Annotated in this window: 17 protein-coding genes; 7 read left to right on the top strand and 10 right to left on the bottom strand. The window is 59.8% G+C overall.

Going from position 1 to position 20208, the window contains the following annotated elements; translation table 11 throughout:
* Positions 1–292: 292 nt before the first annotated feature.
* The 6 genes from AAC126_RS16630 (at position 293) to AAC126_RS16605 (ending at position 6793) form a co-directional block, all read left to right on the top strand.
* Positions 293–1324 (top strand): N-formylglutamate amidohydrolase, encoded by a 1032-nt coding sequence (locus AAC126_RS16630; RefSeq protein WP_339855323.1) that lies wholly within the window; start codon positions 293–295, stop codon positions 1322–1324.
* A gap of 60 nt (positions 1325–1384) precedes the next feature.
* Positions 1385–2218 (top strand): transglycosylase SLT domain-containing protein, encoded by an 834-nt coding sequence (locus tag AAC126_RS16625; protein WP_339855321.1) that lies wholly within the window; start codon positions 1385–1387, stop codon positions 2216–2218.
* Between the two features lie 119 nt (positions 2219–2337).
* Entirely contained in the window at positions 2338–3060 is a 723-nt protein-coding gene (locus AAC126_RS16620) for an HAD family hydrolase (RefSeq protein WP_339855319.1), read from the top strand.
* 255 nt (positions 3061–3315) lie between these two features.
* Positions 3316–4371, top strand: coding sequence for a TRAP transporter substrate-binding protein (locus tag AAC126_RS16615; RefSeq protein ID WP_339855317.1), 1056 nt, complete (start codon positions 3316–3318; stop codon positions 4369–4371).
* A 151-nt stretch (positions 4372–4522) separates the two neighbouring features.
* On the top strand, positions 4523–5137 hold the full coding sequence (locus AAC126_RS16610) for a TRAP transporter small permease subunit (RefSeq protein ID WP_339855314.1): 615 nt from the start codon (positions 4523–4525) through the stop codon (positions 5135–5137).
* A 99-nt stretch (positions 5138–5236) separates the two neighbouring features.
* Positions 5237–6793, top strand: coding sequence for a TRAP transporter large permease subunit (locus AAC126_RS16605; RefSeq protein WP_339855312.1), 1557 nt, complete (start codon positions 5237–5239; stop codon positions 6791–6793).
* A 72-nt stretch (positions 6794–6865) separates the two neighbouring features.
* On the opposite strand, the gene AAC126_RS16600 is transcribed toward AAC126_RS16605, so the two are convergent.
* The 9 genes from AAC126_RS16600 to AAC126_RS16560 all read right to left on the bottom strand — a co-directional run bounded on the left by AAC126_RS16600 (position 6866) and on the right by AAC126_RS16560 (position 16677).
* Positions 6866–7993: a CaiB/BaiF CoA-transferase family protein gene (locus tag AAC126_RS16600; protein ID WP_339855309.1), complete on the bottom strand. Its 1128-nt coding sequence runs from the start codon at positions 7991–7993 to the stop codon at positions 6866–6868.
* A 16-nt stretch (positions 7994–8009) separates the two neighbouring features.
* Positions 8010–9173: an acyl-CoA dehydrogenase family protein gene (locus AAC126_RS16595; RefSeq protein ID WP_339855307.1), complete on the bottom strand. Its 1164-nt coding sequence runs from the start codon at positions 9171–9173 to the stop codon at positions 8010–8012.
* A 43-nt stretch (positions 9174–9216) separates the two neighbouring features.
* On the bottom strand, positions 9217–10062 hold the full coding sequence (locus AAC126_RS16590) for a class I SAM-dependent methyltransferase (RefSeq protein ID WP_339855305.1): 846 nt from the start codon (positions 10060–10062) through the stop codon (positions 9217–9219).
* Positions 10063–10070: 8 nt separating this feature from the next.
* Positions 10071–11057 (bottom strand): N-acetyl-D-Glu racemase DgcA, encoded by a 987-nt coding sequence (dgcA, locus tag AAC126_RS16585; protein WP_339855303.1) that lies wholly within the window; start codon positions 11055–11057, stop codon positions 10071–10073.
* 27 nt (positions 11058–11084) lie between these two features.
* Positions 11085–12086, bottom strand: a complete 1002-nt coding sequence (gene dgcN / locus AAC126_RS16580; RefSeq protein ID WP_339855301.1) for an N-acetyltransferase DgcN — start codon at positions 12084–12086, stop codon at positions 11085–11087.
* A gap of 126 nt (positions 12087–12212) precedes the next feature.
* The gene (locus AAC126_RS16575) at positions 12213–13901 is read right to left on the bottom strand and encodes a tripartite tricarboxylate transporter permease (RefSeq protein ID WP_339855299.1); all 1689 of its coding nucleotides are present in this window, start codon (positions 13899–13901) and stop codon (positions 12213–12215) included.
* A gap of 10 nt (positions 13902–13911) precedes the next feature.
* Positions 13912–14397, bottom strand: coding sequence for a tripartite tricarboxylate transporter TctB family protein (locus AAC126_RS16570; RefSeq protein WP_339855297.1), 486 nt, complete (start codon positions 14395–14397; stop codon positions 13912–13914).
* An 81-nt stretch (positions 14398–14478) separates the two neighbouring features.
* Entirely contained in the window at positions 14479–15450 is a 972-nt protein-coding gene (locus AAC126_RS16565) for a tripartite tricarboxylate transporter substrate binding protein (protein WP_339855295.1), read from the bottom strand.
* 216 nt (positions 15451–15666) lie between these two features.
* Positions 15667–16677 (bottom strand): tripartite tricarboxylate transporter substrate-binding protein, encoded by a 1011-nt coding sequence (locus AAC126_RS16560; protein WP_339855293.1) that lies wholly within the window; start codon positions 16675–16677, stop codon positions 15667–15669.
* A 167-nt stretch (positions 16678–16844) separates the two neighbouring features.
* Here AAC126_RS16560 and AAC126_RS16555 point away from each other — a divergent pair, with 167 nt between their 5' ends.
* Positions 16845–17660 carry an aspartate dehydrogenase gene (locus AAC126_RS16555; protein WP_339855291.1) on the top strand — a complete coding sequence of 272 codons (816 nt, stop codon included), beginning with the start codon at positions 16845–16847 and terminating at the stop codon, positions 17658–17660.
* Between the two features lie 40 nt (positions 17661–17700).
* Here the strand turns inward: AAC126_RS16555 and AAC126_RS16550 are convergent.
* Positions 17701–20208, bottom strand: a 2508-nt coding sequence (locus AAC126_RS16550; protein WP_339855289.1) for a DUF1217 domain-containing protein, incomplete at its 5' end; no start/stop codon positions are given.

The following is a 20208-nucleotide window of genomic DNA, read 5'->3' as shown; positions in this document are numbered from 1 at the left end:
TGGGATTGAACCAGTGACCCCTACGATGTCAACGTAGTGCTCTCCCGCTGAGCTACGCGCCCTATATGTCGCGGCATCGGGAAAAGTGCGCCGCGAAGGAGGCGTGTGTATAGCCAGCGGAATCCGGTTTTGCAAGACCTGATTTAACGGTTTTGCCCCAGGCTTTCACATCGCCCTCCGCGCACGTGCCGTGCTCCCTGCGACAAGTGGGGGATACGCGCCTCTTCTTGGTTTGCCCTCTTTGCATTCCATATTAGGGTGGGGTGAAATTTGCCGGTCCGGGAGACTGCGCTTGAGTGCGGATGATACGACAGGAAATGCCGTCGGGAACGCGGCTGCCGGAGATACGCTCGACGCCATAGCGTCGGCACTGATAGAGCCGGCTTTTCTCGGCTCCGGCGATGTGGCCGGGAATCCGGTTCAGGCGGTGCCGGATGAGATTGCCGGGATTTACAGGATCCATCGCCCCGTCCAGTGCGACAGCCCTCTCGTGGTCGCCTCGCCGCACAGCGGCTGCCTCTATCCCCCGGACCTGCTAGCGGCAACCCGGCTTGCCCCGCTGGATTTGCGCTCTTCGGAAGACAGTTTCATGGAGCAGGTGCTGGAGGGCGCCAACGCGTCGGGCGCGCCGCTTCTGACGGCCCTTTTCCCGCGTGTTTATGTGGATGTGAACCGGGAGCCGTTCGAGCTGGATCCGAACATGTTCTCCGATCCTCTGCCCGATGGCGCCGCCACGGACAGCATCCGGATCTCGGCCGGGCTCGGCACCATTGCCCGTGTCGTCGCCAATTCCGAACCGGTCTACGGCCAGAAGCTCTCCTTTGATGATGCCGCGCACCGCATCGGCACCTACTATGCGCCCTATCACCGGGCCCTGCAGCGGCTGATCGCCGAAGCACTTGAACAATTCGGCTTCTGCCTCCTGGTCGACGGGCACTCCATGCCGTCCAGCGCCGTGCGCCATGTCCGCAGCGAGCGGCGTCCGATCGATATCGTTCTCGGCGACTGTCATGGCGTCACCGCCGCCCCGGCTTTTATCGAGCGCGCCGAGAGTTTTTTCAGGGACCGGCACTATACCGTGCGCCGCAACAGCCCCTATGCCGGCGGATTCGTTACCCGACATTATGGCCGGCCGGGGGTCGGTATTCATGTTCTGCAGATAGAGATCAATCGCGCCCTGTATATGGACGAGCGCCGGATCGAGCCACGGGCCGGTATCGAGCCGCTGAAAAAGGACATCGCGGCGCTGCTGGGTGAGTTATCGGAGACCGCCCGGCGCATGGCCGAAAACGGGTCAAGTCCGGTCCGCGCCGCAGCCGAATAACACCCCGCCACACAAACGGCATGCTCCTTGCTTCTGTCTTCCCGACACAGGAGCCAGAGCATGCGCTATCTATCGACACTGATCATATTTGCCGCCCTCAATCTGCTTTTCGCGCCCGAATCATACGCGCTCGGGCCGACGGACAAGATATGCGCCAACGCAACCCGTCACACAGAGGAAGAGCGCCAGCTGCCAAAGCACCTGCTGTTTGCGATGTCCCTGAAAGAAACCGGGCTCTGGAACAGCGAGCGCAATGAAAGCTATACGTGGCCCTGGACAGTGACCTCCGGCGGAGAGGGACGGCACTATCCGACAGAATTCGCAGCCATGGCGGAAGTACGCCGCCTGCTCGCCAAAGGCATCACGAACATCGATGTCGGCTGCATGCAGATCAACCTGCGCTATCACGGTACGGCCTTCGAGGATCTTGCCGAGGCATTCGATCCGTTGAAGAACACCGACTACGCAGCCCGGTTCCTGATTGAACTGAAAGAGCGGCACGGCTCCTGGCGGGATGCCATCGAGCATTATCATTCCGGCAACAGCGTGCGCGGCAAGAATTACCGGGACGCCGTGTCAAAGCTGCAGCAGAAAGCCTACAAGGGCGAAACCGTGACCATGGCCGATCCCTCCACCGATCATCTGGAACTGGCCACGGCCGCGGCGCAACGCGCGGATGCATTGGCCGCCGATGCGCTGGCCCGCCAGGAAAGACATGCCGACGAGCAAGCGCTTCGTGAAGAACGGGCGGAGCGGCAACGGGAAATCGCCACCGAGCGCGCCCTGCAACTGCGCCAGGAATTCGAAGACCGCAAGGCCCGCCGGCTGGCCGAATGGGAAAAACGCAAGGCCGAGAGACGGGCCAGATCCGGCATGATCGCCTCTGCGGATTGACCAGCGGCCGGAAGGCTTTCCCGCTCCCTTGCAAGGAGCAGCCATAAACAGCCCTTGCAGATCCATGCGGGCCGGGCGAGCTTAACTTTCCCCGGCCACCCGATCCCATGGAGCCATCAATGCCCGGACCTGTTCGCGGGGTGCTGTTCGACAAGGACGGCACGCTGATTGATTTCGAGAAGACCTGGCTCCCGGGAGTGCTCTCCGCAGCCCGGGCGCTTGTCAAAACCTACAATGTTAGTGCGGACGCGGATGCCTTGACCCGGGCCGCAGGCGGCGACCCCGACCAGCGCGCCGTTGCCCCCGGAACCCTGCTCGCCCAGGGCACGGCCGTCGAGGTAGCCGAACTCTGGTGCGGAATGGCGCCAAACCTGCCCCATCCCGATGAAACAGCCGCATGGCTGGACGATTACTGGCTCGACCATGCAGCCCGCAACCTGACGCCGGTCTGCGACCTGCGGCATCTGTTCACAAGCTTGCGGGCAAAGGATATCCGGATCGCGATCGTCACGAACGATGCCGAGCGCGGGGCGCGGGATATGGTCGATGCGCTGGGCCTTGGCGATCTGGTTGATTTTATCGCCGGCTACGACAGCGGGCACGCACCAAAACCGGCACCGGATATGATCGAGGCTTTCCTGAACAGAACGGGCCTTGCGGCCTCGGACACGATCATGGTCGGCGACAACAAGGCGGACATGGAAGCCGGGCGAGCCGCTGGATGCCGAACCACTGTTGGCGTCCTGACAGGGGCTACCCCCAGGGAGCAATTAGACGTTTTGGCCGATATTGTCATCGACCATGCGGGCCATATTCCGGACCTGCTTTTTCAGGGGCACTGACCTGAAATTACAAGAATTTCAAGCAAAATAACGTATACGCAAATGTATTTCCTCCTGTCGGGAAAACCCGCCTTCTGAGGACTTCCGCCGGATTGAAGCCTTTGACGGGGCGAAAAATCACGGCAATACTTCGCGCACCACGGGATCAAAAAGCTTCGGACAACGTCCAGAAGCGACAAAAAATACACTGTGGAATGAAGCTAAAGAGGCCCGGATAACCGGGTCCGAAGGCAAATTGAACAAGGGAGGAAGTTCATGAAATCGGGTTTTCTGAAAACTTTCGGTGTGCTTGCGGTCGCCTCGACGATCGCCATTGGCCTCGGCTCAAATGATGCCGAAGCCAAGAAAGTACGATGGAAAATGCATGCCGCATTCGGTCAGAACGTGAAAGTTCTCGGCCCGCCACCGCACCGCATCGCCAAAGGCATCGACCGGATGTCCGATGGCGACTTCGATATCAAGGTATTCGAGCCGGGCGCACTCGCCGGCGGTTATGCCTATTACGATCCGGTCAGCCAGGGCGCGATTGACTCCGCCTTCGGAACATCGGGCGCCAACCAGGGCAAGAACTCAGCCTACGCCTTCCTGTCGACCTGGCCGTTCGGCCCGGCCGCACCGGAATTCGTGGCCTGGTTCAAGCATGGCGGCGGTGTCGAGATCGGGACCGAGCTCTATGCCCGCGACAATATCAAGTTCCTGCTCTGCGGCATGATCCCGCCTGAAACATCCGGCTGGTTCCGCGAGAAAATCACCTCTCTCGATCAGTTGAAGGGCCTGAAGATGCGCTTCTTCGGGATCGGCGCGAAGGTGATGCAGAAATTCGGCGTCTCCACCCAGCAGCTCGCGGGCGGCGATATCTATCCGGCTCTGGAGCGTGGCACCATCGACGCCACGGAATTCTCCATGCCGGCGATCGACCGGTCCTACGGTTTCTATCAGATCGCCAAATACAATTACTTCCCCGGCTGGCACCAGCAATCCACGTCCAACGAATTGCTGATCAACATGGACAAGTGGAACGAGCTGTCCGACGCCCAGCAGGCAATGCTTGAGATCTCGTGCGACAAGAACGTGACGGACATGATCGCCGACGGCGAAGCGTCCCAGTTCGAAGCCATGATCGCCAATGAGAAGGACGGCGTGGAAAACGTCACCTGGCCGGACGAGATCCTCGACCAGTTGCGTGGCGCCTGGAACGAGGTTCTTGCCGAAGAACTGGTGGCGAACCCGGACGTGAAGGTTTTGTGGGACAGCTACACGAAGTTCCATGAAGGCTTCAAGGTCTGGGGTGACCGCGGTTACCTGAAATAAGACCGACGCATGCGGGGGTCCCTTCGGGGACTCCCGTCTCTTTCTGTGCGTCCCGCCTTGGGCGTGCCGGACATGCCGGCAGCGCTCTTCCAGCGCATCAGGCACAGCCGTCAGGCTCGCCCCCCTCCATCAGGAAATCGAGGTTTCAGATATGAAAGCCGCACTGGATATTGCGAGCGTTCTGGATCGCTTCTCCCGCAAGGCGGGCCAGGCTGGCGCCTGGCTTATCCTTCCGCTCGTCTTCATCATCATGTTCGATGTCATCACCCGCAAGGTCGACTTCATCAGGCTTTATTTTTCAGAGTTCTCCATCGATTACGGCTATTCCGTATCCACTATTCTGCAGGACCTGGAATGGCACCTGCACGGCATCATCCTGTTGACGACCTTCGGCTTCGCTTATCTCGCCAACGCCCATGTTCGCGTCGACGTGTTCCGTGAACACATCCATCCGCGCAAGCAGGCATGGCTTGAATTTATTGGCTTGTTAGTCATGGCCGTTCCCTTCCTCTTTCTGGTCGGCTGGCAATCCTGGATTCTCATGGAGATTTCCTACCATCAGGGCGAAGGCTCGGAATCCCTGACCGGCATTCCGTGGCGCTATGTCATCAAGTCTTTCATGATCATTGGCGTGGTTGTGTTGAGCATGGCCGTGGTGGCCACGCTGTGCCGCCTCGCCGTCTATTTGTTCGGCTCCCGCAAAGAACATGATGAAGCGCGGGAGTCGCTCGAGATCTTCAACTACGAACATCACCGGCCGGAATGAAAAATGAACAAAGAAAAACCGGCAATCTCCTGGGGGGCAACGCGGTAACCGATGTTTGAAGCTCTTTACGATCACATGTACGAATTCATAGGGGCGTACATGTTTCTCGCCCTGGCGCTGATGCTGTTCACCGGGCTTCCCGTCGCGTTCGCGCTTGGCGGGGTTGCCGTCGGGTTCGGCGCTCTCGGAATCTGGCTCGATGTGCTCGATTTCGCGGTCTTTTTCCAGGTCATTCAACGGATCTGGGGCGGAGACGGGGCGTCCGGAGCAATCCAGAACCCGATCCTGGTCGCCATTCCCTGCTTTGTCTTCATGGGCACCATGCTGGAACGGTCCCGCGTGGCCGAGGACCTGCTGCATATCCTTCAGGTCCTTTTCCGCCGGGTTCCCGGGGCCCTCGCGCTCGCGGTAACCGTCATGGGCACCATCATGGCCGCGACCACAGGCATCATCGGCGCCTCCGTCGTCATGATGACGCTGATGGCGCTGCCGACGATGATCTCGCAGAAATATGACCGGTCGCTCGCCACCGGCACGCTCGCGGCCAGTGCCACACTCGGCATCCTGATCCCGCCGTCGATCATGCTGGTCCTGATGGGCAGCCTGCTCGCGGTCTCGGTCGGCAATCTTTTCATCGGCGCCATCTTCCCGGGCCTCGTACTGTCCGGCCTCTATGTCGCCTACATCGTGACCATGGGTATCATCTCTCCGGAGAAAGCCCCCGCGATCGCCGACGATGCCATTCAGATGGAGCCGAGCAACAAGGCGAATATCGCCAAATTCTTCGGCTTCAGCGTGATCGCAATCGGCTTCTGCTATGTCATGGAACAGAGCCATCTCGCGGATATCTTCAACTGGGGCCTGATCGGTTTCCTGATGGTCTTCGGTATCTCGATGGTCATCGGCCGGATGGAGGGCGACAGCTACCTGGGCGGCGTCCTGAAAGGTTTCGTGCCCCCGATCTTCCTGATCACCCTGGTGCTTGGCTCCATCTTCGCCGGCTGGGCCACGCCGACCGAGGCGGCGGGTGTCGGTGCGTTCGGCTCACTGATCCTTGCCGTTTCGAACGGGACACTGACCCGGGAGGTGCTCCGGGACGTGGTGCACCGCACCGGTCTCACGACGGCGATGATCTTCCTGATCTTCGTCGGCGCCACGGCCTTCTCGACGATCTTCCGGAACGTCTATGGCGAAGACCTGATCATCGAGTTCATCGAGTGGCTTCAGCTTGGCCCCTGGCCGCTGCTGTTCATGCTGATGTTCGTGGTCTTTATTCTCGGCTTTTTCTTCGACTGGCTGGAGATCACCCTGATCATCCTGCCAGTCTTCGCACCGGTCATCCAGACCATGGCCCCCGCCTTCGCGCCCCATCTCGGGCTTGAGGCGCCGACCAACAATGCACAGCTCGAATTCGTGCAGCAGCAGGTGATCTACTGGTTCGCCATCATCGTGGCGATCAATCTGCAGACATCGTTCCTGACGCCGCCCTTCGGCTTTGCGCTCTTTTACATGAAGGGCGTGGCCAAGGAGATGGTTTCGATGCAGCAGATCTATAAGGGCATTATCCCCTTCGTGATCCTGCAGCTGATCGGTCTGGCCCTTGTTGTTATCTGGCCGGAAATCACGCTCTGGCTGCCCAGCGTGTTGCTGGATTAACGCTGCCCGCAACGAGAAAAAAGCGCCCGGCATTGCCGGGCGCTTTTGCATTGAAGCTCGTTTAAAGCGGGTTCAGCCCTCTGAAAATTCCGCCCGGATTGCATCGCTGTGCTGGCCGAGTGACGGGACCGGGCCGAAGGACATATCCGCTCCGACGAACTGTGCCGGGGGTGCCACCACATCGATGGTGCCGACCGGAGTTTCCACCGGCACCTGCCGCAATGCCGGATGCTCCAGCACATCGGCCACGCTGTTGATGGCCCCGAAGGCGATGCCCGCCGCCGTCAGTTTATCCTTAACCCGGTCACGGCTCAGCGTGCCGAAGACGCCGTTGATCGCATCGTTCATCGCCCCGCGATTGGCCACCCGGTCAGTGTTGGTGCGGAACCGCTCGTCATCCGCGATCCCTTCATCCCCGAGCACGTCCTTACAGAAACGGCGCCACTCCCGGTCGTTCTGCACGGCGATCAGGATCATGTCCCCGCCGGCACAGACATAGGCGCCATAAGGCGCGATGGCCGGATGGCTGAGGCCGATACGCTGTTCCTTCAGCACGCCATAGGCCTGATGCAGCAGCCAGGGCGACATCCATTCGGTCATGCCCCCGAAAAGCGGCAGCTTGATCTGGCTGCCCTCGCCGGTCCGTGCCCGCAGCAGCAGCGCCTCAAGCACCGCTGTCCGGGCGAACATGCCGCAAGCGATATCGCAGATCGAAACCCCGACCCGCCCCATTTCCTCTTTCGAGCCGGTGACCGAGATCAACCCGCTCTCCGCCTGAACCAGAAAGTCATAGGCCTTCATCTTGGCATAGGAACCCTCGTCCCCGTAGCCACTGATATCCACCGTGGTCAGCCGTGGATAGCGTTTACGGAGATCGTCGGAGCCGAGACCAAGCCGGTCCGTTGCACCCGGCGCCAGGTTCTGCAGGAAAACGTCGGCTTTCCCCATGATCCGGTGCAGCAGGGCCAGATCGTCCGGATTCTTCAGATCCGCGACCAGACTTTCCTTGCCCCGGTTGAGCCACATGAAAAAGGCGCTCTCGCCCTTTATCTCGTGGTCATAGCCGCGTGCGAAGTCTCCCTCGGCGCGTTCGATCTTGATCACACGGGCACCGGCATCGGCCAGGCGGGAAGCGCAATAGGGCGCCGCCACTGCCTGATCGATGGAAAGCACCAGCATGCCGTCGAGCGGCTTTGTCATGATGTCCTCTCCCCGCTCAATAGGAACGCGGCAGGCCAAGCACATGCTCGGCGAGGAAGGACAGGATCATGTTGGTGGAGATCGGCGCCGTGCGGTACAGCCGGGCCTCGCGGAACTTGCGCTCCACGTCATATTCCTCGGCAAACCCGAAACCGCCATGGGTTTGCAGACAGGTATCCGCCGCATCCCAGGCTGCTTCCGCCGTCAGCAGCTTCGCCATGTTGGACTCGGGGCCACACGGCTCTCCGGCCTCGAACAGCCTGGCCGCCTTCTCCGCCATCAAGGCCGCGGCCTCGGTTGCCGCGAACGCCTTGGCGATCGGGAACTGCACGCCCTGGTTCTGCCCGATCGGGCGGCCGAACACTTTCCGGTCGTTGGCGTAATTCGTCGCCTTCTCGATGAACCAGCGGGCATCTCCGATACTCTCATGCGAGATCAGGATGCGCTCCGCGTTCATGCCGTCGAGGATATAACGGAAGCCTTTGCCTTCCTCACCGATCAGATTCTCGGCGGGCACTTCGAGATTGTCGAAGAAGACTTCCGTCGTCGCATGATTGACCATCGCGCGGATCGGCCGAATTTCCAGCCCGTTACCCTTCGCCTCGCGCATATCGACGATGAAGACGGACAAGCCGTCGGTGCGTTTCTTCACCTCGTCCTTCGGCGTGGTCCGGGCGAGCAACAGCATCAGGTCGGAATGCTCTGCGCGCGAGGTCCAGACCTTCTGACCATTCACGACATATTTGTCATTGCCCTTTTTCACCGCCGTGGTGGAGAGGGAAAGCGTATCGGTGCCGCTGGTCGGCTCCGTCACCCCGAAAGCCTGCAGGCGCAGCTCCCCGCTGGCGATCTTCGGCAGATATTTTTTCTTCTGCTCCTCGTTCCCGTGCCGGAGCAGGCTGCCCATGATGTACATCTGGGCATGGCAGGCGCCGCCATTGCAGCCGGATTTGTGGATTTCCTCGAGGATCGCCGCCGCCGCGCTGATGGACAGCCCGCTGCCGCCATATTCCTCCGGGATCAAGACCGCGAGATAGCCGGACTCGGTCAGTGCCTGGACGAATTCCGTCGGATAGGCGCGCTCCCGGTCTTTCTCCCGCCAATACTCCCCTGGAAAATCCGCGCAAAGCGCCTGAACGGCACGCCTGATCTCGGCGATAACATCGCTGTCCGTACTCATATGTCCTCCCGTTGCGGCTCGTGGGTACGGCCGCAATCTGGTTTCAGTCTTCTTTCAGTTTGAAGATAGCAAGCCGGACAGCAATCCGGCCCTCCTTCAAATTGCGATAGATGTGTTTCTGCTTCTGGACGAAGGACTCGCCCATGATGACCGGCGCACCTGTCGGCGGCTCCGGCTCGCCCTTTTCCACGCGCAGCTGACGCGCCGCGCGCTGATCGTCGAGATAGGTCTCGACCAGGGCTGACTGATCTTCCGACCGTTCGGTCATGAGTCCGGCGGCATTCGCCGCCGCCTCAACCGCATCGGCCGGGATCAGATGGCTGTGTTCAGGAAGGGTGGCCCAGGGGACGGGCATATGGATCGGCTCTCCCGATCCGGCAACCACGTCATAAAGCCCGAACCTGCCACCCGGTTTCAGAACCCGGGCGATTTCGCGATAGAGTCCCGCCTTGTCGGCGATATTCATCGCCACATGCAGGGTGAAAATCACGTCAAAACTGTTGTCGGGGAACGGCATGGCGAGCGCGTCGCCCTGCTCGATCCGGATCCTCTCCAGCCCGACCAGCGCATTGAGCTGCCGGGCGCTGTCACAAAACGCCTCGGTCAGATCGATACCGGTGACATCCGCGTCATAACGGCTCGCGGCCATACGGGCCGGGCCACCAAGACCGCAGCCGACATCCAGCACCTTGTCCCCGGCCTTGATATCGAGACTGTCGAGAAATTCCCGCGCCGCCGTCCGGCCGCGCAGATGCATCTGATCGACGGAATGCAGATCCGCTTCAGTGATCCGGTCCCGACTGAGACCGGAGGCTTCAAGAATTGCGATCAGCCGATCCGCCAGCCCGTCCGAGCTGTAATGCGAGGTGACGTCCGGCAGATCAACCATGAGACGCTCTAGCCCCAGGTTCCGAATTCGGGAGGCTGAATGATGCTGCCCTGATAGGTCAGCCCCGGCTCCCGGTCTTTCGCCAGCAGCAGCGGCCCGTCGAGATCGACCACGGCACATCCCTGCGCCACGAGCACGCCCGGCGCCATGGCAAGCGAGGTGCCGACCATGCAGCCGACCATCACCTCGAAGCCCATCTCCAGAGCCTTGTCGCGCAACACCAGCGCCTCGGTCAGACCGCCGGTCTTGTCGAGCTTGATGTTGATCATGTCGTATTTGCCGACAAGCGCATCGAGGGTCTTGCTGTCGTGGCAGCTCTCATCGGCGCAGACCGGGACCACCCGGTCGAGACCGCGCAGCCCTTCATCGTCCGCCGCGGGCAGCGGCTGCTCGATCATGACGACACCGAGCTCGGCGAATTTCGGTGCGTATTCCTGATACTGAGCAACGGTCCAGCCTTCATTGGCATCGACCACGAGCTTCGCATTCGGGGCGTTCTTGTGGATCAGGGCAACCCGCTCAAGATCCTTTTCGTCCCCGGTCATCTTCAGTTTCAGAACCGGACGCGCCGCGTTCTCGGCTGCTTTCGCGCCCATCACTTCCGGCTCGTCCACGCCGAGCGTGAAGACGGTCGTGACCGGTTTCGGCTCGGACAGGCCCGCAAGTTCCCAGGCCCGTTTGCCGGTTTGTTTTGCCTCAAGATCCCAGAGGGCACAGTCGATGGCATTGCGCGCGGCGCCCGGTGCGAGTGCCGCCGCCAGACCGGCACGATCCATACCGTTGGCAAGTTCACCCGCCACGGACTCGATCTGGTCCGCAACGCTGTCCAGCGTTTCGCCGTAGCGTTTGTAGGGAAAGCATTCGCCCATGCCGGCGACATCGTCGCCGGCAATTTCCACAACAATGACTTCCGACTCTGTCCGCGCGCCCCGGGAGATCCGGAAGACCCCCTGCAGCGGCCAGCTTTCACGACGGACGGTGACCGACCTGTACATCGACTGTTCCTCTTGCGGTGGGTAGGCCTAAAGCGGCATGTTATCGACGATGGCACCGACGCCGTTGCGGATAGGATCCACAGCCGGCAGGCCCGTCTCGTCGCTGGCTTTCTTCAGGAACTCCTCGGCGGCCTTGTCGTCCAGGCTGGAGGTGTTGATGCAGACGCCGACGAACTGCGCATCCGGGTTCGTCAGGCGGGCGGCCTGCAGATAGTACGGAATGCACTCGGTCAGGCTCGGCACCTTGTATTCCGGCAGGCCGCGCATGTGCGGGCGATTGGCTTCATGGCAGAGCACCAGCGCATCCGGCTGGGCACCGTGGATCAGGCCCATGGTAACGCCCGCATACGAGGCGTGAAACAGCGAGCCCTGGCCTTCAACCAGATCCCAGTGATCCGCATCGTTGGCCGGTGCCAGTTCCTCGACGGCGCCGGAGATGAAGTCGGAAACGACCGCATCGACGGAAACACCGGAGCCAGCAATGAAGATACCGGTCTGGCCTGTCGCCCGGAAGGTCGCCTTCACATTGCGGTTGTGCAGCTCCCGTTCGATGGCGAGGGCGGTGAACATCTTGCCGACGGAACAGTCGGTGCCGACCGGAAGCAGCCGCTTGCCGGTGCGCTTCTTGCCGTTCGCGACGGAGAAGGTGCCGGTCGGGTGGCGCACGTCATAAAGGCCGAGGCCCTTTTCCTTCGCCTTTGCCGCCAGCGAGGGAATGGTGCTGATACGGGTATGCAGGCCGCTGGCGATCTCCATGCCGAGATCGAGCGCCTTTTCCAGTTCGACCAGCCAGGTGTCCGGCATGAAGCCGCCACGATTGGCCACGCCGAGAATGACGGTCTTCACACCGGCTTCGGCTGCTTCCTCGATGGTCATGTCCGGAAGTTTCAGGTCCGCGTTGCAGCCCGGCAGGCGGAACTGACCGACGCACCAGTCTTCGCGCCAGACCTTCACGCCATTGGCGGTCTTTGCTGCGAGCTGATCGGGCGCATCGCCCAGGAACATAAGATAAGGATTGCGGATTTCCACGACGTCACCTTGGCAAAAATGTGGTTGCGCATTGCCCCGGACGGGGCACGAAATAATCAGTGCCCGCGCCCAGGGGAGTTTTATCGACCTTTTGTCCGGCCTCCCTTGCGGGGCCGGCGACCTTGGTCAGCTCTCCTCCAGATGGACTTCATGATCACCAGAGGGTGCCACTTTCCATCCGGACGCTACACTTCGCCACAGAAGATAGGCGGAAAGTGCCAGCAACGCTACTCCGATAATCGGCCGGACGAAGCCTTCCATCATGAAAAGCGGGACCGAGATCGCAGCCAGCAGGACCGGAACATAGGCAAGGGTCCAGGCTTTGGTTTCCCGCGCCTTCTGGTACCAGGGGAAGCCGATTGAGAAGGCCGACACAATCAGGAAGAAGAGTGACCACGGCCGGGTGATGAACAGCATCAGATCGCTGTCCGTCGCCAGGGAGCGGGAGAGATTGAGCTCCGCGACATGGCCAAGCACCACGCCGAGAATGATCGGCGCCAGCGGAAAGCCGAGTTGCCGCATGACGTAGCCGACGATTCCGAACGAGAACAGCACCCAGATATCGTAAGTGATGTTGTTCAGGGCAAAGACCCCGATCGCGCAATAGGCCAGGATCACAGAGGCCAGCATATACATCGGAATCCGCGTCACCATCACGAACAGCCGCAGCGTCACGGACTGCATGGCGATCATGATGAAATGAGCCAGGAAGAACGCGACGAAGATGGCGTAGGCCAGATCCGGATTGTCGGTGATGAAAGTCGGGCTCGGCTGAACATTGTGGATCAGCAGGGCACCGAGCATGACGGCGGTAATGATGTCGCCGGGAATGCCGAGAGCCATCATGGTGATCAGGGCACCACCGGCTGTCGCGTTGTTCGATGCCTCGGGCGCGATGATGCCGTCCGGCGTTCCCGTCCCGAATTTTTCCGGCGTTTTGGATGCCTTCTTCGCCTGATCATAGGCGAGGATATTCGAGATTGAACTTCCCGCCGCCGGGAGCACACCGGTAAAGACGCCGATAAAGGAGGACCGGAGCAGGTTCACCCAGCGGGCGAACACCATCTTGATTGCATTCACATGCTCGATACGAACCCGGGCATCCGCACCGCGCGCATCCATCAGGGGCTGCCGGGCTTTTACCCGGTCCTGCAGATCCGACAGAAGCTGACTGAAGGCGAAGAGGCCGATCAGGACCGGCAAAAAGGTAAAGCCGGATTCCAGATCCTCGAACCCGAAGCTGAAACGCGCGACGCCGTTCACTTCATCCTCGCCGACCGTGGCGATGAAAAGCCCCAATGCACCGGCAATCATGCCCTTGACCAAATTCTCGCCGGACAGGCTGGCGGTGATGGTCAGCGCGAAAAGCACGAGAGAGAAATAGTCCCACGGGCCGAACTCGAGACCAATCACGGCGAGGCGCGGCGCCAGGGTAACGAGCAGTACGGCACTGAACATACCGCCGAAGAAGGACGACCAGACGCCAAGACCGAGCGCGAGGCCCGGCTTGCCGTTCCGCGCCATCGGAAAACCGTCGAATGTCGTGGCAATGGAGGATGGTGTGCCCGGAATACCGGTCAGCATGCCGGACATCAAACCACCCGACAGGCCACCGACATAAACGCCGATCATGGTCGACAGCCCTTCAACCGGGCTCAGCCCGAAGGTGAAAGGCAGCGTCAGAACGACGGCCATGGCGATCGTGAAGCCCGGGATCGCTCCAGCGATCAAACCGGCCGTGACGCCGACTGTCATCAGCACCAGGTTCCACGGCGCGAAGACATCGGCGAAGGCGTACATAAGAGTGTCGATCATCGCGCTCTTCCTAATTCAGCTGCAGGAGTTCGCCGTCCGGCAGCAGAACGCCGAGACCGAAGGTAAAGATGGTCCACATCAGCCCGACCATGCCGACGGCAATGGCCAGATGAAGAGGCACACGTTTCAACTCCGGCTCACCCAGAAGCGTCAGAGCGAGGAAAACGAAGCCAACACCGCCCAGCAGCATGCCGAGATAAGGCATGGTCACAAGGAAGAGGAAAAACAGGATATAGACGGTGATTGCGTTCCGGTACCGGCCAATGCCACCGCTTGCGGCAGAGCTCTCCGGTTTGGCAACGGCGGGCTTAAGCACGCTCTGCCCGAACATTGCGAGGCAAAAGACCGTCAGTATCCCGAGCACGGCCTGCGGCCAGACGCTCGACTGCATGGTCCCGTAACTCGTGTCCTCGATCTCCAGGCTCGCGGAAATCATCACACCGCAAAAGACCAGAAGCAACAGAGACACCAACGTATCGCGGTTCAAACGCGCCACCGGCTTTCCTCCATATCCCTATCGTTAAATGCAAACGGCGGCCCCCGGAAAACGGGAGCCGCCGCGCGCCGGGCTGATTAATCAGTTGCCCTTGTACAGTCCAACTTCGATCGCGATCCGCTTCCAGTCCGCGAAGGTTTTCTCGAAATACTCGGTGTATTCTTTCGGGCCGAGATAATTCACATCCGTGCCCTTCGCCGTCATCGCCTCGATGACCTTCGGGTCGGCAGCCGCTTTCTTGAAGATTTCGGCATAGTGATTGATCACGTCCTGGCTGGCGCCCTTCGGCAGCACAATGCCCCGGTCCGTACCATAGACCAGATCATAGCCCTGTTCCTTCAGGGTCATGACGTCCGGGATTTCCGCGTTCCGCTTCGGCGTGGTGATGCCAAGTGCTTTCAGCTCATTGGTCTGGATGTACTTCTTGGCCGAGGCGAGGTTGATTTCACCGATATCGATATTCTTTGCCAGAAGCGCGGTCATCCGCTGACGGGTACCGTCGTAGGAGACATGCTTGAACTTCACGCCGGCCGCATCTTCAACCAGCAGGAAGATGAAGTGGCTGGTGGAGCCGAGCGTGCCGCCAGCCGTCACAGAACCGGGTTCCTTCTTCGCGGCGGCAACCAGTTCCTTGATATTGTTATACGGCACGTCCGGGCTGGCACCGATGATCGCCGGAGTCCGGGTCAGCAGCGCAACCGGCTCGAAAGCGTCCCAGGTGAAGTCCACCCGACCATTGAAGAAGCTGGTCATCGCGCTCTGGTGAATAGCGAAAAGCGTGCAGCCATCCGGCTTCGCTTTGCGGGCTTCCTTGGCGCCCTTGTTGCCGCCCTGGCCGCCGATATTCACGACCTGCAGCTTCGGATCCGCACCGGCTTCGTTCGCTGCTTCTACAAATTGGCGGAAGATCACGTCGGTACCGCCGCCAGCGCCCCACGGCACGATCAGCTTGGCTGTACGGCAGGACAGATCCGCAGCCTGCGCCGCCGGCATACCAGCAAAGGCGACGGAAGCCGTCGCAAGCGCCGCAAAGAGTGCTGTCTTGAATTTCATTTTATTCTCCCTGTAGACACACCGGCCAAACGGGCGGCGCTCGAAATTCTTCAGGCGCACTGGGAGCGCGCCAATCTTGTGACTGACACCCTATGAATACACAGTCACCTGTCAACTGTTCACAATCATTCGGACGCGCATTCCATTGCCGCGCGTATAAAGACAAAAAAATTCATCCAATAACGGGACATATTATTTCAACGAAGTCTTTGATCTTCAGCTTTTTTGCCCCAGGCGTTTGCCGTTATTTTGACGTTGAAGCATTTCTGTCCAGTCCGCGGAAAGATTTTCAAGATATCGTGCGAATCCATCGCCCGCGACCAGAGCTGTCTCTGTTCCGTATTCCTTGTGCAGCTCGGACAGAACGCCCCGGGTTTCCAGAACCTTCCGCATGATCGCAACAAGGCTCTTCACAATATCGTCCGGCATGTCGCGTGGCCCGAAGAGGCCGTGGTCAATTCCAAATGTCAGCCCGCCAGCCTCGGCACCGAGCGTCGGCACCCCCGGCAGCATGCCCGGCGCGAACGCGCCGCTGACCGCGAGCACGTCAAGTTCCTTCCCCTTGCTGCGAGCGGCGGCAGCCCTGAGAGAGATGAACCCCGCCACGCCCGGAGGACCGCTCACCAATTCCCGATAGCGCGCCAGTCCGGTCGGATAGCTCCGGACCCTGAAACGCACACCAAGCGCCTCCTCCATCCTCAGAAACAGCATTTGCTCCAGTGGATCTTCGACCAGGGCAAACGTCACGCTCTCTGCTTTGTCTCTGAGCTGGGCAAGCATGCCGGAAAAGCTTGGCGGCTCGGGTTCCTGACCTTTCGGAGTCGCGGGAGGTGGCCCGCCAGTCGACAGAGCGATTGCCATCGGCGTCCGGGTCAGGAGAGCCACCGGCTTGAAATCGCGCCAATCGGTCTTGCCCTTGTCCAGAATTTCAAACGCCACCTGAATCTGCGAGTCGAGCATCAGGGTGCACCCGTTCGGCGCCGCATCCTCGAGCAGCCGGCGGGCAATATCACGGGGCCGGTTGCGAACACGGAAGCTGGTGCCGCCGAGTTTCGTCGCAGCCTCCGCGACGGCGCGGCCGACCAAATCTCCGGCGGAGCCGACCGCGGACGGCACGATAATGGAAACCGTGATACAGGAAAGCTCTTGTGCCCGCGCCTCATCCGGGCGCATGCCCAGCCCCAGGACGGTCAAGATCACAAGCATCAGGAACTGAAACGGTCTCATTGTACTCCCATTCGGCTGGGTACTCCCATTCGGCTGGCGCCCCACTATACCCGGCCCCGGATCACCGTCCAGCGGCACCAAATTATCTCGAACATTTGACCTGTAAGGATTTTCCGCTACAGAAGGACGGCGGACTCAACGCGTGATCTGGAACGAGGGAAACAGAAATGGCTGGAAATATGAAGGTCGGAATTGGCGGACTGGGCGCAATCGGCCTGACACTGGCCCGCGCGATTACAGACGGCCGCCTGCCAGGCCTGGAACTTGGCGCCGTTTCTGCCCGCGACGTTGAAAAAGCTCAGAAAAACATGTCATCCATTGGCGCCAGCGCGCCCGTCGTGTCTCTGGAAGCGTTGGCGGAATCCTGCGACGTCGTCGTTGAATGCGCTCCGGCTTCGGTCTTTTCGGTCATCGCGGAAGCAGCCATCGCCAAGGGACGGGTCTTTATTCCGGTCAGCATCGGCGCTCTGCTCAATCACATGGAGCTTGTTGAAAAAGCGAAGGAAACCGGCGCCCGGCTCATTCTGCCAACCGGCGCCCTGATCGGTCTGGACGCCGTGCGCGCCGCCGCGGAAGGCACCATCGCATCCGTGACTCTCGAAACCCGGAAGCCGCCACGCGGTCTCGCCGGTGCTCCTTACCTTGTTGAGAACGACATCTCCGTCGAGGGACTGACTGACGCGAAAAAGGTTTTCGAGGGAAATGCCCGGGCTGCCGCCAAAGGCTTCCCGGCCAATGTCAATGTTGCGGCAGCTCTCAGCCTTGCGGGTATCGGCCCGGACCAGACCAGCGTCGAGATCTGGGCCGATCCGTCCGTCACCCGGAACACCCATACAATCAGGGTCGAGGCGGACAGCGCGCGCTTCACCATGACGATTGAGAATATTCCGACGGAAGAGAACCCGAAGACGGGCAAGATCACGGCACTCAGTGTGATTGCAACCCTGCGCCGTCTGAACGCACCGCTAACCGCTGGAACCTGACCGCCGGCCCCAGCTGACAACCGGGCCGGTGGCCTAGTAGCTAGCTAAGCAGATTGAGCATGCCGCCGCCGCCGCTGATATTCTGGAAGAGGCCAACCAAAGCTGCGTTCTTGGGCTGCACCGTGGTGCTGCCCCCGATCGCTTCCAGGTCCTTCTTCACCAGATATTGCTCGATGAACTTGATCGCATAGTTGGTGTTCTCAAGCGGTTTAAGAAAATCGAGAGACTCCGCCGACCCGCTGGTATTGCTGAGCGATGATTGTTTCTCAGTCAGAATCGATTTCTGGATATTCAGCGTGAACTTTTCGGCATTGATCCGGCTCAGCGTCGAGCCGACCGAGAACAGCGCATCATTCAGGATACTCTCACGCGATGCCGCCGCCCCGCCGCTCACGGCGGCATACTGAAGTGAGCTCAGGGAATTTTCGAAATCCTCCTTGAAGCCGCCCTGCGCATCGACCGTGATCGTCGTCGCCAGCGTTCCGAGAACGACCTTAAGATCTCTTCCATATTCCTTGAGCAGGTTGTCCCCACTTGCGCCGGCACGTTCGATAATCTTGTCCAGATCGCCCCGGATCTGACGGATCTCAGCATCGATAGAACCAAGCGGATCTGCGACATTCGCCGCAAAAGCAAAGACCTTCCGGTCCGTGACCAGGTTGTCTTTCAACTCGGAAAGAGAGTCGGTTACCGTCGTGTCGATGTTGCTTAGAATGCCGCTCGCATTTGCCTTGGAAAGGCTGGCGGGCAAGCCGGAAAGAATATCAGCATCCAGGGAACCGCCGCGAGCATCAATGCTCTTCCCGGAATTTGCATCAGCCTCATAGCTGATCGTTCCGCCGGTTAACAGATTATCGAATGTGAATGTGTTCGTACCGTCCGTCGCCGAACCAGCGTTGTTGATGAGCGAGGTCAATTCATCAAGCTTGGCGCCGTAAGCCGTGTTCAATTCGTCGATATCGGCGTCTTCTTCCTTGGCATCCTGTGCCAGTGCACGAATCTCGGAGATCACTCCCGCTGCTTTGGCGAGACGTGTCAGCCCGTCATCAACCGCAGAAATTCCCTGAGAGAGGGACTGCGTATTCAGGGAATAGCCGAAATTCACGTCCTTTATGCTGCCAGCGAAACTGGAGGCATTAACACCATTCTGGACCTTCGCGGATTTGAAATCCTTTTCGATCGAATCGAAACTGGCCTCGGCCGCCGCGATACCAGAGGACAGGCTCCCCAGATTGATTGCCTGAAAAGCCGTGTTCGCACTATCCAGATTTGTCAGAAAATTGGAGAGATCGGAAGAGCCGGTCACAACCGCAGTGCCATCCGCCTTCACCACCGTCGTCACTTTGGACGACGGCATGGCATCGATCCCGCTGCCCGCATCGCCTGACGGTAACAGCAGATTTTCGGTCGTTCCGGCTGTGCTATCGGTGTAATTTGATCCCTTGATAAAACCGTCAGCGTCAGTGATCTCGGATACCAACTCGTCGAACTCATTCTTCAGCGCATCGAGTTCTTCCTGGGTTTCAACCTCGGCCGCTTCCTTGAAAATCGCATCAATGCGTTTGATATTCGAATCTGTGTTGGTCAGTGCCTTTTCGGCTGCTGCTATCAGCCCCTGCTGACGGATCAGCTCCGGGATTGCCGCTTCCTGAACCGGGATTTCGTTCGCAAGGACCCCGCCCGGATTCGTAATATTATCAATATCCAACAGATGAATGCGAAGATCCTCGAGCTGGTCCTGCAGGGAAGACAGCTCGATACTTGCGTTAGTGGTTGCGGCAAGTCCGGTTTTGATCGCGCCTAGATCGTCGTTGACCAGATCGAGTTGAGTTTTGGATTTAGTTTCGCCGTCCCGGTCCAGCGTGTTCAGCTTGTCGAAATCGAGTTTTGCATCGATTAGGGACTGCTGCTTGAGCACGGACTGGTTGGCAATCTGAGCCGGCAGGCTAAGAGCCGTCGTCACGATGTTACGCAGCGGCAGATCACCAAGAATTTCAAGTGCGCTATCAACTTCATTGATACGCCGCAGGAAAAACACCGCCTCGCGTGCCGCCGGACTTTCAAGCCCGATAGAAACCTCAAACGCATTGGTCAGGTAATCGTCGATGACATCGGTCTGCGCATCAGCCGTCTTTAGCTTGGTGAAGCCTTCATTCTTGACGTTCAGGAACTTCGTAAACTCACCGTAACGCGCATCGGCCAGCCGGTTCGAATAGGAGTTCGGGTCATCCGGATCGCTGTTGATGATCGCTTTCAGCTTGCCGGGATTGTTCAGTTCCGATTCCAGCCCGAAAGCCGTCAGAACAAATTCGAGAGTTTTCCGGTCAGCCAGGAAATCCTCAACCGAATTGATCTCGCTCGCGCTCGACTGAAAGTTTTTGATGCTTTTCTGAACAGCCGCGCTTTCGTAGAAGTCGCGACGCGCGCCTTCGGGGTCCCGCTTGTATTTTGCGAAGGCAGCAACACCCGTCGTGGTCCCGCCACTGCTGGTACTGAAGGACCCACCCAAAATGCTCAATGCGGCGGCTGCGTTAGTCATCGAACCCTC

This window comes from uncultured Nisaea sp. (assembly GCF_963974195.1).
Classification (GTDB): domain Bacteria; phylum Pseudomonadota; class Alphaproteobacteria; order Thalassobaculales; family Thalassobaculaceae; genus Nisaea.
Note: the sequence above shows the minus strand (reverse complement) of the source record. Positions and strands in the feature narration are given on the sequence as shown.

Bases quoted from the DNA above. Each gene is read 5' to 3' on its own strand.
- AAC126_RS16600 (WP_339855309.1), bottom strand. From the start codon at position 7,993: ATGACAAAGCCGCTCGACGGCATGCTGGTGCTTTCCATCGATCAGGCA.
- AAC126_RS16565 (WP_339855295.1), bottom strand. From the start codon at position 15,450: ATGAAATTCAAGACAGCACTCTTTGCGGCGCTTGCGACGGCTTCCGTC.
- AAC126_RS16560 (WP_339855293.1), bottom strand. From the start codon at position 16,677: ATGAGACCGTTTCAGTTCCTGATGCTTGTGATCTTGACCGTCCTGGGG.
- AAC126_RS16605 (WP_339855312.1), top strand. From the start codon at position 5,237: ATGTTTCTCGCCCTGGCGCTGATGCTGTTCACCGGGCTTCCCGTCGCG.
- AAC126_RS16575 (WP_339855299.1), bottom strand. From the start codon at position 13,901: ATGATCGACACTCTTATGTACGCCTTCGCCGATGTCTTCGCGCCGTGG.
- dgcA (WP_339855303.1), bottom strand. From the start codon at position 11,057: ATGTACAGGTCGGTCACCGTCCGTCGTGAAAGCTGGCCGCTGCAGGGG.
- AAC126_RS16590 (WP_339855305.1), bottom strand. From the start codon at position 10,062: ATGGTTGATCTGCCGGACGTCACCTCGCATTACAGCTCGGACGGGCTG.
- AAC126_RS16615 (WP_339855317.1), top strand. From the start codon at position 3,316: ATGAAATCGGGTTTTCTGAAAACTTTCGGTGTGCTTGCGGTCGCCTCG.
- AAC126_RS16625 (WP_339855321.1), top strand. From the start codon at position 1,385: ATGCGCTATCTATCGACACTGATCATATTTGCCGCCCTCAATCTGCTT.
- AAC126_RS16555 (WP_339855291.1), top strand. From the start codon at position 16,845: ATGGCTGGAAATATGAAGGTCGGAATTGGCGGACTGGGCGCAATCGGC.
- AAC126_RS16610 (WP_339855314.1), top strand. From the start codon at position 4,523: ATGAAAGCCGCACTGGATATTGCGAGCGTTCTGGATCGCTTCTCCCGC.
- AAC126_RS16595 (WP_339855307.1), bottom strand. From the start codon at position 9,173: ATGAGTACGGACAGCGATGTTATCGCCGAGATCAGGCGTGCCGTTCAG.
- AAC126_RS16620 (WP_339855319.1), top strand. From the start codon at position 2,338: ATGCCCGGACCTGTTCGCGGGGTGCTGTTCGACAAGGACGGCACGCTG.